Source organism: Hydrogenophaga sp. BPS33 (assembly GCF_009859475.1).
GTDB lineage: Bacteria > Pseudomonadota > Gammaproteobacteria > Burkholderiales > Burkholderiaceae_C > Hydrogenophaga.
The window spans coordinates 770,149-784,044 of record NZ_CP044549.1; the positions used below are offsets into that span (position 1 = coordinate 770,149).

At 63.5% G+C, this 13,896-nt stretch carries 13 protein-coding genes; 3 read left to right on the top strand and 10 right to left on the bottom strand.

Translation table 11 applies throughout. The features are described from left to right. Entirely contained in the window at positions 1-393 is a 393-nt protein-coding gene (locus tag F9K07_RS03715; RefSeq protein WP_159589505.1) for a RidA family protein, read from the top strand. Between the two features lie 5 nt (positions 394-398). Here F9K07_RS03715 and F9K07_RS03720 read toward each other — a convergent pair whose 3' ends face one another. After that, a complete protein-coding gene (locus F9K07_RS03720; protein WP_159589507.1) occupies positions 399-629 on the bottom strand; it encodes a hypothetical protein in 231 nt (76 codons plus the stop codon). A 101-nt stretch (positions 630-730) separates the two neighbouring features. On the opposite strand from F9K07_RS03720, the gene F9K07_RS03725 reads away from it, so the two are divergent. Next, a complete protein-coding gene (locus tag F9K07_RS03725) occupies positions 731-1,336 on the top strand; it encodes a hypothetical protein (RefSeq protein WP_159589509.1) in 606 nt (201 codons plus the stop codon). A gap of 33 nt (positions 1,337-1,369) precedes the next feature. Here the strand turns inward: F9K07_RS03725 and F9K07_RS03730 are convergent, their stop codons facing one another. Next, on the bottom strand, positions 1,370-1,618 hold the full coding sequence (locus F9K07_RS03730) for a hypothetical protein (protein ID WP_159589511.1): 249 nt from the start codon (positions 1,616-1,618) through the stop codon (positions 1,370-1,372). Positions 1,619-1,836: 218 nt separating this feature from the next. Between F9K07_RS03730 and F9K07_RS03735 the strand changes: the two genes are divergently transcribed. Next, positions 1,837-2,040, top strand: a complete 204-nt coding sequence (locus F9K07_RS03735) for a putative motility protein (protein WP_159589513.1) — start codon at positions 1,837-1,839, stop codon at positions 2,038-2,040. Positions 2,041-2,125: 85 nt separating this feature from the next. Here the strand turns inward: F9K07_RS03735 and F9K07_RS03740 are convergent, their stop codons facing one another. The 8 genes from F9K07_RS03740 to F9K07_RS03775 form a co-directional block, all read right to left on the bottom strand. Then, entirely contained in the window at positions 2,126-2,494 is a 369-nt protein-coding gene (locus F9K07_RS03740) for a hypothetical protein (protein WP_159589515.1), read from the bottom strand. 481 nt (positions 2,495-2,975) lie between these two features. Further along, entirely contained in the window at positions 2,976-4,445 is a 1,470-nt protein-coding gene (locus F9K07_RS03745) for a hypothetical protein (protein ID WP_159589517.1), read from the bottom strand. Beyond that, complete coding sequence (locus F9K07_RS03750) at positions 4,432-7,827, bottom strand: AAA domain-containing protein (protein ID WP_159589519.1); 3,396 nt, start codon at positions 7,825-7,827, stop codon at positions 4,432-4,434. Before F9K07_RS03750 ends, F9K07_RS03745 begins: the two co-directional genes overlap by 14 nt. 98 nt (positions 7,828-7,925) lie before the next feature. Continuing rightward, positions 7,926-9,209 (bottom strand): hypothetical protein, encoded by a 1,284-nt coding sequence (locus F9K07_RS03755; protein ID WP_159589521.1) that lies wholly within the window; start codon positions 9,207-9,209, stop codon positions 7,926-7,928. A 213-nt stretch (positions 9,210-9,422) separates the two neighbouring features. Further along, a complete protein-coding gene (locus F9K07_RS03760; protein ID WP_159589523.1) occupies positions 9,423-10,229 on the bottom strand; it encodes a type II toxin-antitoxin system HipA family toxin in 807 nt (268 codons plus the stop codon). An 86-nt stretch (positions 10,230-10,315) separates the two neighbouring features. Next, positions 10,316-11,272: an MBL fold metallo-hydrolase gene (locus tag F9K07_RS03765; protein ID WP_159589525.1), complete on the bottom strand. Its 957-nt coding sequence runs from the start codon at positions 11,270-11,272 to the stop codon at positions 10,316-10,318. Between the two features lie 9 nt (positions 11,273-11,281). Beyond that, positions 11,282-12,985 carry an AMP-binding protein gene (locus F9K07_RS03770; RefSeq protein WP_159589527.1) on the bottom strand — a complete coding sequence of 568 codons (1,704 nt, stop codon included), beginning with the start codon at positions 12,983-12,985 and terminating at the stop codon, positions 11,282-11,284. A 97-nt stretch (positions 12,986-13,082) separates the two neighbouring features. Then, positions 13,083-13,829, bottom strand: a complete 747-nt coding sequence (locus F9K07_RS03775; RefSeq protein ID WP_236581788.1) for an FFLEELY motif protein — start codon at positions 13,827-13,829, stop codon at positions 13,083-13,085. Positions 13,830-13,896: the final 67 nt, after the last annotated feature.

The window sequence follows — 13,896 nt, forward strand, 5'->3', positions numbered from 1 at the left end:
ATGAAGCACCTGCAACCGCCCGGCTGGACCGCGCCCAAGGGTTACGCCAATGGCATCGCCGCGCGCGGCACCCATGTCTTTGTCGGTGGCCAGATCGGCTGGAACGCCGCACAGCAATTCGAATCCGACGACTTCATCGCCCAGACACGCCAGACCCTGCTCAACGTGCGTGCCGTGCTCGAATGCGCCCAGGCCGGCCCCGAGCACATGGTGCGCATGACCTGGTACGTGGTCGACCGCGTGGAATACAACGCGCGCCTGCGCGAACTCGGCGAGGCCTACCGCGAAGTGATGGGCCGGAACTTCCCGGCCATGACCTGTGTGGAGGTGAGCGCGCTGATGGAGGCGCGCGCCAAGGTGGAGATCGAAGTCACGGCGGTGGTGCCGGACTGAGGGGGCTACCAGAGCGCGGAATCGCGCATGTCCTCGATCTCGCGGCGGCGGCGGTGCCGGCGGTTCGTGGCGAACACGATCACGGCGATGCCCAGCACGGCCCCGCCCAGCAACCACTCCAGCACGGACAACGGCCGGTTCAGCGCGGCGGTGGCCAGCCACGCCGCGGCGGCCAGGCCCAGGGCCCAGGCCACGACCGCGATGGCCATGATTGCAAAGCGAGAGTGGGATTGCATGGAAACTTGTGTAGGGGAAACGATCGCGGGGAAAAGATTCTCGCATTCTCGCGGATGAACCAATCACTACACTGACGGGTTTTCCAGAGTCTTTCCCGCACATGGACATTCTTTTTCTCGCGCTGCTCCTGGCCGCGGGCATGGCCTTCCTCAACGCCCAGGACCAGCGGCGGCGCATTGCATTGCTGGGCCAGTATCTGAGCCCCTACGAGATCGAGACACTCATGGAGAACCTCACCCAGGGCTATCTGCGGGCCTTGAGCGAGGACGACCCGGCGCGGCGCGAGCAGATCTGGGGCGTGCTCGCCCCGTCCGAAGGCTCGATCGCCAGCCAACTCTCGCGCTTCGCAGCGGATTTCGCCAAAGTCGACGCGCCCAGCGCGCGGGTGAGCAAGCTCGCCCTGGCGCTGCCCTGGGCCGCACGCTGGCTGCCCGGATGGACGTTGGATGTGCGCCAGCTCTTCGCCCTGCACGCACAAGGCGTGGCCGATGCCGTGGCCAACCGCGCCCAACGCTCGCCGCGCGACAAGGCCTTCACCCTGTCGGCCGAACTCTTCCTGCTGCAGCACACCTGCCACTGGTACTGCCGTTCGCGCACCGTCGCTTCGGCGCGCCTTCTGGGGCGCCACCAGACGCGCCACGAACAGGTGCTGGCTTCGGTGTCGCCGCAAACCCGCCAGGCCTACGGCGCGCTCACCGGCTTGTAAGCCACGCCTGAGCGGTGACGCAGCGTGGGCCGATCAGCCCACCGCGTCCTTCGTGCACTTCTTGGTGAAGCTGTTCTTCGCGGCGCCCGCCAGCTTTTTCTCGGCTGCGGAGGTGGTGCACACCGCCGCCGCATCGCGCTCGCACTTCTTCAGGAACGAAGTCTTGGCCGCGCCGGCCAGCTTCTTCTCGGCGGCCGACGCATTGCAGGTCATGCCCTCGGCATAAGAGGCCAAAGGCATGAGCGCGGCCACCACCAACGAACACAGGACAACTGGGCGCATGAAGCATCTCCGACATTGAAAACGCCATTGAAGACGCCGGGTGTGATGCTGTCAATAAATACCCCCTGAGGGTAGCCAAAAAAGTTTGTTAACGCGCTGGCTTGGTGCCGCCGCGCAACGTCAGTGGCAGTGCAGCGCGGGCCCGACCCCAACGGCCCGGACATCAAGTTGCCGCTGAAATGGCCGATCTACCGGGTCTCTCTTCGCACAGACACACCATGGACGTCTCTCCCCTTGCCATGGTCACCGCGGTGGCCGACATGAAGCACGCGCAGGTCGCGCAGGAAGCCCAGCTGCTGGTGCTCAAGAAAGCGCAAGACATGCAGTCCACGAGCGCCATGGCCTTGCTCAATGCCGTGCCGGCCTCGCTGCCGCTCGCGTCTTCGGGCTTGCTCGGTACGCAGGTGAACGCGCTGGTTTGAGAAGTCGGCATCCGCCATGGCCCACCGGAGCGCGCCCCTGCCGGCGACCCGGCCTGTTTTTTTGGGAAATCGAGCAGGTTGATGGCTAACGCCGCGCCAGTTGCGCAGCGTCCATGCTCACCTGTGCCTGCAGCAAGGCCACGGCGTCTGCCACCACATCGATCTTGCGCCGCATATCGCCATTGAGCGTGCGCAACAGCGCGGTGAGCTGACCGCGCGAAGGCGGCACGTTGGCCTCCACCTCGTCCGCGTACTCGGGCTCCACGAAGCACTGGAGCGCGATGTAAGACTCAAACGCGTCCGACAGCTCCATCAAGCGGTCGCTGGCCTTGCTTGCGAGTGAGACGCTGGGACTGATGGGCGTGATGACGGGGGAAGAGGAGGGGGATGGACTGGCGTGCGTGGAATCGGCGCAGGTGGACGATGCGCCGGAAAGACCGTGAGTGTTGGCCATGCTGTGTGGCTCCCTTGATAGCTGCGGTTGAGACAACCGCCGCCCCTCGGAGGTGAGGGGCGGCGGCCCGAGTGGGTTGGACTTACCGGGCAGCTACTACGAGAACCGGCGAGCCGTGAGGCTCCCCGCCCGGGCCGCCAAAAAAGGGGCGCGAGCGAGAAAGCCGTAGATGCACGCGGAGCATGCCTACGGCTTTCACGGTAATAGCTGCGAACCGGGAGTCCAATCCCGATCAAGCGTGAGGCTTGACGGGCGGAGTATAGCTATGGAAGTGAGGGCGAAGGGGTCTGGGCGGAGGACGGCTGTGCAGCGTTGTCAGACATCAGCTATTACGCGTGCAATGTCCGGTATGCAAGTCATAGCCAGCGTAGCTATGCGACGACCGAGCACCCGGTCTGGATGCACTGGTGCAAGAGCCGCCAAACGAGTTCGACGCTTGCGTATGGCATTCAGCCATTCGCTCCGCCAGGCAGCATCGCGTTTAGGGCTTCGCCACCGCGCTTCTTTTCTTTTGCGCGAGTAACGGGATTTTGATCTTCCCAATCGTGCTTAATGCCTGCTCGCTCAGATAGTTGTTGGAATACGCCAGAACAGGCTTGCTGCCCGAGAGCTGGTACCCGCAGAAGGCACGTGCCAACGGTTCGCGACTGCGAAGGCCCAGAGGGGGCTCGTTAGATACACCGAGCATCACATCGTCCGTTCTCACTTCGAACACTACGCGGTCGGTGTCCTTGAGGAAGGAGAGGTCCAGGCTTTTGTGATGTGTCGCCATGTCGTTGAGCTTGCGCAGTAATATCCCAGGGCTTTCCGGCCACTCCTCCTCGACCGGACGATCTGAGATGAGGATGCGCACCATGACGCCTCGCTTCAACGCTTGATCCAGAAACAACAACCGCATCGGCGTCATGCGTGAGGCAACGGGCAAAGTTGTTGTGATCAGGATCTCGCGTTTGGCTTTCTGCAACGCGTAGTCCACCAACTGAGGCACTTCGAACGGCAGCAGACAGCGCACCGGGATCTGCTCTAGCTGCTGGAGAACCGCAACCAGTTCCCCCTTCTTGGCGTTGAGTTTAGTGGCCGCTGCGTCGGAGTCCTGCCGCTCTAGGGCTGTGATGCCGAGTTGAAGCGTGCTCTTGGTTTTCAGCAGATCGGCTAGTGAACCGTTGCCGGGCAGAACCCCGAGCGGCTTGATGCGCTGTTCCACTGCAATGGCGCCCGAGCGACGGTTGAACAGACTGTCCATACCGAGACGAGGCAGCAATTCATGTTTGGCGATAGCGTCGCTGCAAGGGCTGTCGATGACACCATCAATTGCAACCCGGGCCAAGGGTTCGGCCCCTTTGCTACGCGCGTACAGCAGCAACACCGCCGGAACATAGCGCAAGGTGCGTCGCAGAACCGACAAAAAGCGGATCAGCTGCTCCCCATCGCGCAGCTGATTTCCGGAAAGCTCCAAGGGAAGGTCAACCAATGCCGGCAAGCGGGTGCTTGGGGGCGGCAGTCGGACCATGCGTTCAAGTGCGAGCGCCCTGCCTCGCTCGAGCGTGGCGAGTCGGGTCTTGACAACCCCTTGAATCAGTGGGTTCCAGGCGAGTGACACGGCTCTCTCTTCGATGCGCCGTTCGCCGGCCTCGCTGAGCACGGCGATCCCCCGTGGGCGCAGCGTCAACTGGGGCGTATGCGACAGGTACTCGTCGTCCGACAGGGAGTTGACGACCTTGGTGCCGTATTCCGTGCCGAGTCCAAGCAGGCCCACCACGTCGGCGGTCGAGCGTACGCCTGCCAGGATGGCCTTGAGGATAAATTCCTCCACCGGCATGAGGTTGCGCTTCTCCGCGACCAAGCTGTCCAGCGACAGCAGATAGATCGGAAGTCCAATCGGCAGGTAGTCGATGAGCGGCATGCCGTCCATCTTCTGGTATTGCTCCGCGACTGCGTCAAATTCGATCATGGCAGACGATCGCGCACTCGGCAGGGTTATTGTCGATGTGGGCCAAGACGGGGCGGAAGGGGTTTTCGACGTTGACCGAGCGGCAGAAATCGTCGTCGCCGACGATGATCAGAGCATCGCGCCCACGGGACAACGCCACGTTCAGGAGAGGCGTTTCGCGTTGGAACCCAAGCCGACCCCGGTCGTTGGAGCGGGTCACACTGTAGATGCAGATGTCGGCGTCTTTGCCTTGGAAGGCGTGCACAGTGTTTATGTCGATTTGAAGGTTCTGCAGCGGTTTGGCGGTCCCTCGTAAGCGCTGGTCCAGCTCATTGACCTGAGCAGAGTAGCCTGCAATGACTGCCACGCTGAGCGGCGCCCGGCCGCGGTTGGCGTCGTTCAGGCGCTCCAGGATCTGATACACGATGGTCGCCTCGGTTGCGTTCCTGTAGGTCCGACCCGGCATCTCCTGGTCACGGCGCTGCTTGAGCGCAGCGGTCGTGTGCCATTCCACCTCGTGTCCATGCAACTTCGCGGCCACGGGGTTGCGATCTTCCGCCTTGCGGATCGTGACGAGCTTGCCCTCGTAGAACACTTCGCTGATCAGCCGGCCTATCCCGCCCACCATGCGCCGCTGTTCCGTCAGCTGCGCCTTGCACAACCTGGGGAGCTGAGGCGTGAGGATGTCGAGCAGCGTCGCTTCCGCTTCCTCGATTGGGAAGCGCTGCTCTAGAACTTTGTTACGGTCCAGTTCCGAGTAGGGCGGAAGCTGCTTTGGGTCGCCCACCAGCACCCACCGCTTGCTTCGGCTCATCGGAATGAGCGTCTCGGTGGGAGTGGCCTTCGAGACCTCGTCCACGATGCACAGGTCAAACACCTGCTCGCCGATGGCCTGGACGCTGCCCAGACCGACGCAGGTGCCGGCCACCACGCGGGCTTCTCCAAGCACCGCACCGTGGAAGTTCTTCGAGGCACCGAGCCTGCTGAACCACTCCAGCTGCAGCTCAACATGGCGCTTGAGCACTTCGGCATCGGGTGCATCCGGTTTGCTAAGCGCCTCCATCCATTCCTTGCTGATTTCGTCGGACTGGGAGGCCACCGCCTGACCATACGCGCCGCACGCATAGAGTTTCTCGTCGACCTTCTTTAGACGGCGCTGCAGGATCTTGACCTGCTCGGCAACCTGCGTCTGCTCGTCGAGCAGAGTAGAGGTCTTGGTCACCTCGGCGTCCTCCTCTTCTCCGGTGGACTTTTCGGCCATGCTGCTCGTCAGTATCGCTAGTCGTGCCTGCTGCTCCCGCAGTTCGGCCAGCAGAATGTGCCGCTGCTCACCGAGTACCACGACTTCCACCTCTTCGGCATTCAGACCCACCTGTTTCGCCTGGGCGCGCAGGTGCTCACGTGCACGCTCCTCTACCCGTTCGATCCAGGTGCGCGTTTTGATGTCTAGCGTCAGCGGGAGAGCCCGCTCATCGATCTTCTCAAGGCGCTCGCCATGGATGCGAACCATGACCTGCTCCATCCCCTTCTCTAGCAGCTTGACGATGACGTGGTCCAGCGCAGTGTGGGTCTGGGATGAGAGCAGGATGCGCGCGGCGGGAAAGATGTTCAAGTAGAGCCCGATCAGCTCAGCGATGAACGTAGTCTTGCCGGTCCCTGGGGGGCCTTCCAAAATCAGAATGCCATTTACGCCGAGGGCGAGCTCTAAGAGGGCGCGCTTCTCGTCGTTCAGGTCCTTGGCGCAGTCAGGCGGGAGCCCCCCTTGGTCGGGCTCTCGGGCGCTGGCCGGATGGCACAGAAGCGTCTTGAGGTCCGGCGACGCGGCGCGATCTCGGCGCACGTTCTCGAGCGCCGTGCGTTGCCGGGAGACAGGTTGGCTTTCGGCATGGTAGTTAGACTCCAGCACTCCGGGCCCCTTAGGTAGCGGATCATCGTTCAGGTTGAGCGGGCGCAAAGTGATCTCTTCGCCGAAGACACTATGAACCGCGAAGAACAGCGGGCGGCCCGAGGGCAGCTTGAAAACCAGCGATTCCGGGAGGGCGTCCGCATTGAGCTCGCCTTCGCAGTGGGCAACCGCGTTATTGCCCTGCGAGCGCATGTTGGTGAAGTTGATGCGCAGCCGCCGGCTTTTCTGGATGCGTTCCTTTTCGCGCAGCACTGCCGCCCAGCAATCGAACCAACGCTCTCGGGCGACACGATCGCGTTCGCGACTGCGATGCCCTTCTTCTGTCTGAAGACGCAGCCAGAACGCCCGCTGGTTTCCAGCTTGGCGCGCGGGCGAGAGGGGCGCCAGAATGTCCACGGTCACCATTCGCAACTCGCATGCTAGGCGTCGTTCCTTCTCGGCGCGCTCAGGCTCCAGTAGCCTCACACTTTGAATGCGGAAGAGCTCACTGTCGTCCAGCGCCTTGCAAGTCACATCCAGCGTGGCACCCAGCAGTCGCACCGTGCGATCCTCTTCGTTGACAATGTAGGCATGCAACGAGCCATTGAGGTCGCGCCGTAGCAGTATCAACGTTTCATCCGGTCGGCGGTCACCGAGCTTCTGCGCCAGCTCGCTCAGGTCGCGCGTACTGATCTGCACCGTGATCTGCAGCGGACGGCCGTCTGTGAATTCCCGATGGAAGGCGTCGAGCTGCATCTGCAGGTCTGTCGCGTTGGCAGGACGCTCCAACGGACTGAGCGACAGGCAACGCTGCAGGATCTCCAGTGGCGAGGTGCGCGCCGACAGTGCCGCAAGGCCGTACTTGACTTCGTCGTAGTTCGCGAAGGTTGTGCCCGTCAGGCATGTCAATGCGACCGCCGCCCAGGAGTAGCTGTCACGCGCGAAGGAGTTCGTTCCATCGTCGGCCTCGGGCGGTGTGTAGGGCGGCGAGCCAGCGTGCTTGAAGGTCTCACCGATGCCGACGCCGCCACGGGCCTTGGCAATGCCAAAGTCAGTGACCTTGAGCATGCCGAATTCGTCGAAGCGCAAGTTATCAGGCTTGATGTCGCGGTGGGCGATGTATCGCTTGTGCGCCGCAGCCAGGGCCGACACCAGCGGCGCACCGACGTCCACGTAGAAGTCCTCCCAGGTCCATCGGCGGCCCTCGGCCAGTTTCTCGCTGAGGCAGGTGGGTAGCCACTCGAGTGCCAGGAAAAGTTCGCCCTCGTCGGTACGGCCCGAATCTACCAACTGGACGATGTTCGGGTGCCGTAACTCCTCCAACGCCTCACGCTCGCGGTTGAACGCCAGAGTGGCTTGCGCGTCTGTCGACGGCGCCATCGGTAGCTTCAGGGCCAGGGTGAGCTGGGTGCTGCGGTCCTTGACCCGGAACACACGGGCCATTCCACCCGGCTTCAAGGCTTCAACGACCTCATAACGGCCGCAAACGATCTCCGCGCTCTGACTGCTCTTGTCCATGCAGTTCAACTCCTTGCTGCGCATCGTAACTGTTCAACGCTGGCGAGCGTGTTCTCCAAAGGATTCGACAAGCGCTGCACCGGTCCGTTGCGGCCCTATTACCCATCGCGCTCCACGCCGAGCGATGTCCAAAGCCCAGTGAAGTCCTCCGACCAGTAGGGGGTTTGCCGCTTCGGGAAGTAGTAGGCGGTACCCCCGGAGTCGATGACGCCATCTGTGCCTGGACGGAGAGCGCCTTCGCTGAAGAATACAACGCCCACGACATGGTCCCGGCCACAGCCGCTCAGGAACTGGCTCACGGCGAGCTGCAATGCGGACGGAGATCCGCTGTTGTCGCTCTTGGCGACTTTCAAAAGCTGGTCTCCTTCAATCCCGCTCAGACCAACAACAAAAATCGCGCCACGCATGCCGCTGAGCTGTCTGCGCGATGAGTCGCTAAGGGTATCGAATACTGCCTTTAGCAGCGTGTCGTCCTGCTCGCTCTGTAGCGTCAAAGCAAGCGCCCCACCAGCTTGCGATCCGATAACTACCGTCTCGCGGTTGTGAGTTTGGCTGATCTTTTCAAGGACGGCCCGCGCATGTGGAGAAACGTACCCGTCATGGATTTCACCCACTTCGGCGACGTCGAACTCTACGATGCGGGCCTCAGCGCCATGAACCAGCGGCCCCGAAGCCCTGTTGGAGATCGCCTTCGCGAAGGCTTGGGCAAGAGCGACACGCTGCGCGTGTTTCTCGGGAAGTCTCCCAGGCAGCGTAAGAACGGCTGAGAACCCTGTGCGCAAGCCCACGAGAAGCGGCTTAGTGTGGGGCCAGAGCAAGCCGTAGAAATCTAGCGCCTCTCGCTTGTGAATGCGCCTTCCCTTGTCTTCACCGATGGACTTGCATTCCACTTCAAGCCCACTTGGGCCTAACTCGGGGATCAGTAGGTCGTATGTCCCAATTCCGGACATTTCCGGCCACGTAAGCTTGGTCGAACGTCTGGAGAAGTGCGTCGCGGCGCTGAGCTCCAACCGTAGGCCTCGCATCGCTTCAGGCTTCTTGAGCGCATCGTGAATCCTGCGGCGAAACTGTTCGGCAAGCGGGGCGGGCCGTGACTGCACGATGGAAAGCGCCTGGGCAGCAAAGGCCATCGAAGCGTACCGCTGCTGGTTGTTGACTTCCAATAGAGGGACGCTGCCATATCGCCGCCGCAGCTCTGCAAGCTCCGCCAGTTGGTAGGCTAGTGAATTCTCCTTCCTGAGGAGGTGCCCGAGGAATCGGTTGCCGCGGATCTCAGCTTCAAGCTGGCTGACGCGGTTGCGCCAGTGGTTTTCGCCGATGAAATCGGCGAACTCATGGTAGACGGCAGGAATCTGCGCCGTGCTTAGTTGGGTCAACAGCATCGGCAATGATTCTCGGGCATGGTGATCTCTTTCCTCGGAGCGTAAGTCTGTTGAGGTGCAATCTCGACCTGTCGCCACGGACAGGAGCAGCCGTTCTCAGGCCATCACAAGAGCTGCCAGACTCGAGTGGCCGGTGCGGAAGTCTCAACGGTCGTCCTACCACCAATTCTGAAAGGCAGCCCCCAATCTTTGGAAGTCATTCGAACCAACCCATCAATTCATCTCCCGACGCAACGCCGTCGAGGACACATCGTCAAGATGCCGAAACGCCGGCGCAATCTTCTCCATGTCCACCCCCGCAACGCCAAAGCCTTCAAAGTGAACCCGCCACTCCCGCACAACCGCCCAGATCTCTGCGATCAACCCACAAGCCGTTGCCCGCGAGAGGGTGAACATGTCGTGTGAAGCCAGCGCGTTGTCCAAGGTGGCCAAGCGCCCTCGCGGCCCAACGCCCAAGTGCAGAAAGCGTTCGGTCGCGTGGCTGGCGCGCGGCAACACGTCGTAGAGCGGGCTCAGGCGCCAACCGAGCAGGCGTGGGTCCCCCACAAACCCGTGGTTGCGCAAGTGGTCGTCGTCGTTGCTGACCAGGATGTTGTAGACCATGCGCCTGAACAGCTCTTCGTTGTCCGAGCGAATCACGCTCGTGTGGCAGTGGCTGCGCACGGCTTGTGCGAGGTCGGCGTAGGCCTTGGTGCGCGATTCGGTTTCGTCGCAAGCCACCAGCGTGAGCCCGCTCACGAATCCCATGCGGTGTTCGGTGCGCCCGCCGCCTGGTTGCGTGGCAAGCGGGTCTTCGCCTGCACTCAACGCAGTGCCCGGCTTTGCCCGGTAACGGTCAAACCGCCGGATGAGCATGGCCTTGCGCTCGCCCACGTTGCGCACCTCTACAGGCGGCACCTGCAGCCCGGCGGTGGCGGCCAGGCGCAATGCGGCGCATTCGATGGCGGGAATGTCAACGCTGTCTTTGCGGCTGCCTAACTTGGCCAGCCACAGCACGCACCGGCTTGGGGCTGTTGACAAGTCTTACTCGTTAAATCGAGTCTTGTTGGCCCAATGCTCGATTTAACGAGCTTTCATGGTGTTGAGACCGGTCAGGTTGCAGCCTCCTATCGGTTTTCGATGCGATCTCCATGGATCACCAGCGCCTGGCTTCGCTCAAGTTCAGATAGGAGCGACAGGAGCCACTCCCGGCTCTGGGCGGGGTCTGCCTGGCAGGCGCTCGGCATGGCGTTCCTGAAGTACCAGGTGTTGCGCGCCCAGGCGTGCATGGCCTCCAGGGACACCGTTTGCCATTCCAGCAACTTGAACTTGAGCAGCACCTTGAGCGCGTGCCGGCGGTGCTTGTCGGGGTTCGCGACGAACTGCTCCAGGCGGCTGCGCGCGCGCGCCAGCGCCGCACCGACGTCTTCGAACACCGCTCCATGCCCCGGGATGACGGTCGCGGGATCGAGCTCTTCGATCAAGCTCAAGGTATCGGCGACCTCGTCGAATGCCGCAACGCCTTCGAGTTCGGGGAACACCACGCCGAAGCCGTTTTCCCACAGCGCGTCGGCCGAGATCAGCAAGCGGTGCCGGGGTTGGAACAGCACGATGGAGTGGGGGTCGTGGCCTTTGGCCGCATGAATGTCCCAGTCCCAGGAGCCCAGCCGGATCGATGTGCCGGGCGACAGGATCGACTGAAAGGCGAACCGCGGGCAGAGCTGGCCCGTGGCCTCGTACGACAGGGCATCCGCGTCCCAGCGGGCCACCGCCTGGGCCTGCCCGGGGGGTATCAGGGTCTGCAGCGCCGGGTAGGTGTCTTGCAAGGCGGCATTGCCGCCGCAATGGTCGCTGTGCAGGTGGGTGTTGAGCAGGAGATCCAGTGGCTGCGCGCCCAGCGAGGCCCCGACCAGGGCCACGGTTTGCCCGGCGTGGGTGGCGTAGCCCGAATCGACCAGGGCGCTCGGGCCATCGCCGCGGATCAGGATGTTGTTCGCCGACAGCCACCCGCGTTCCAGGCAGGTCACGCCCGCGCGCGCCAGCGCGGCATGGCCGGGGGGGAGGGTGGCGGCTTCGGATGGCATGGGGCCGCGTCAGGCCGTGGCCTGGGGCGAACGCAGCGCGCGGCGCAGGATCTTGCCCACGTTGCTCTTGGGCAGTTCGTCGCGGAACTCGATGTGCTTGGGCATCTTGTAGCCGGTGAGATGGGACTGGCAGTAACGGATCACGTCTTCTTCGCGCAGCGTGGGGTCCGAGCGCACGACGAAGACCTTGACCGATTCGCCCTGCTTGGCATCCGCCACGCCGATGGCGGCGCATTCGAGTACCCCCGGGCACATCGAAATGACGTTCTCGAGTTCGCTCGGGAACACGTTGAAGCCGGAGACCAGGATCATGTCTTTCTTGCGGTCGACGATGCGCGTGAAGCCTTGCGCGTCCATGATGCCCACGTCGCCGGTGCGCATGAAGCCATCGGGGGTGAAGGCGTTCGCGGTTTCCACCGGTTGGTTGTAGTAGCCCGTCATCACGTTGGGGCCTTTGATGCAGATCTCGCCCGTTTCGCCGATGGACAGGCTGCGGCCTTCGTCGTCCTTGATGGCGATGTCGATGCCCGGCAAGGGCAGGCCGATCGTGCCGCTGAACTGCGTGCTGGTGACCGGGTTGTTGGTGCCGATGGCGCAGGTTTCGCTCATGCCCCAACCTTCGATCATGGTGCAGCCCGTCGCGGCGCGCCACTGCCGTGCCGTGCCTTCGGAGGCGGCCATGCCGCCGGCTTGCGACATCACCAGGTTCGAGAAATCGAGCTGGCGGAATTGCGGGCTCTGGAGCAGCGCGTTGAACAGCGTGTTCACGGCCGGCAGGAGGTGGAACGGCCGCCGCTTGAGCGTGGCCACGAATTGCGGGATGTCACGCGGGTTGGGGATCAGGGTCAGGAACGCCCCGTTGCGGATGGACAGCAGGCTCAGCGTGAGGGCGAAGATGTGGTACAGCGGCAGCGCCGCGATGCCATTGACTTTGCGCGGATCGCCCACGCGGTCCAGCGCGGGCTTGAACCAGGCCTCGGCCTGCAAGATGGCGGCCACGATGTTGCGGTGCGTGAGCACCGCTCCCTTGGACAGGCCTGTGGTGCCGCCCGTGTACTGCAGGAACGCGGTCGAGTCGAGCGTGTCCTGGTTGGGCTTGAGGTGCAGGGTGCTGCCTTCGGCGAGCGCGTCGCGGAAGCTGACGATGGTGCGCTTGCCGAGCGGACCGCTGCGGGGCAACTGGTAGGCGGGCACCATCTTGGCCAGATGGCGCACGGCGAAGGTGATCCAGCGCCCGTACCAGAAGCCGAGCTGATCGCCCAGGCTGGCGATCACCACGTGTTCCACCGAGGTCTGGTCGATCACGTCCTCCAATGTGTGCGCGAAGTTCTCCAGGATGACGATGGCCTGCGCGCCGGAGTCCTTGAGCTGGTGCTCCAGTTCGCGGGCGGTGTAGAGCGGGTTGACGTTGACCACGGTGTAGCCAGCGCGCAGCACGGCCGCCATGGCAATGAGGAATTGCGGCACGTTGGGCAGCATGATGGCCACGCGCGCGCCCGGCACGAGTCCGCGTGCCTCCAACCACGCCCCCAAGGCCGCGCTGAGCTCGTCCAGCTCGCCGTAGCGCATCCACCGCTCCATGCAGACGCACACCGGTTCGCGCGCGTTCGTCTTGAAGGACTCCTCCAGCAACGCAGAGACGGAGCGGTACTGTTCGGGTGCCACGTCGTGCGGCACGCCTTCGGGGTATTGGGAGAGCCAGGGTCGGGTCATGGGATCACGCCGGAGTGTGAGGAAGTGCCATTCTGGCGAACCGGGGCGGGTGGCGGTACCGGGCCAGCCCTAACGCGCTGTCACGCAAAGCACAGGATCACGGCGGGGACGGCGCGCGGGCCAGCTCGGCCGACAGCGCATCGCGGCAGTCGGATTCGCTGGCGTCGAAGAGCAGGTCGATCCAGCGCAACTCGCGCTCGTGGATGGTGTCCAGGAACGCGCGCGCATCGCCCAGAGAAGCAAAGGCATCGAAGCCGCTCTCCAGGAAATGTTGCAGGGCATCCAGCCCTGCGGCGCGCGCCGGGTTGCGCATCATGCGAAGGGCCAGGCGCAAGGGCTTCATGCGCGTGAGCCGCTGCAACTCCTGCCCCATGTGCTGCACGACCGCCAACTGGCGCGCGCGCGCCTCGCGGTTTCCCGTGAGGCGCCAGGCCCGTGTGTAGCGCAGGGCGTCGGGCAAGGTGTCGGCCTGTGCCAGCCAGTAGGTGGCCATCTCGTGGTCCAGCACCTCGGTCAGCGCATGTGCTTCGGCCAGATCGATCGCGAGCTGCGCCACGGCCTCGGGGAACAGGCGCTCCAGCGCGCCGGCAATGCGAGCGAATTGCGCATCGCGCTGCGCAAAATCGTGCACGCCGTAGAGCTCGTCCAGAAAGAAGCGTGCGGTGGGCGCGTAGACCGGGTGGCGCAGGAAGTCGCCGTAGGTGGCGCGAAAGCGCTGGGCCTGCAGTTCCTTCACACCGCGCACGGCGCGGTCCAGTCCGGCGGAGCTGGCTTGCTGGCGCAGGGCGCTGACGCGTTCCAGATGGCTGCGGATCTGTTCGGCGGCGCTGGGTCTGGTGGTCATGGGGCGGCTGGGAGTGGAGGACGCGCCAGTCTATTCCGGCGCGTGGATGCCGTGCGATAGTTCGGCG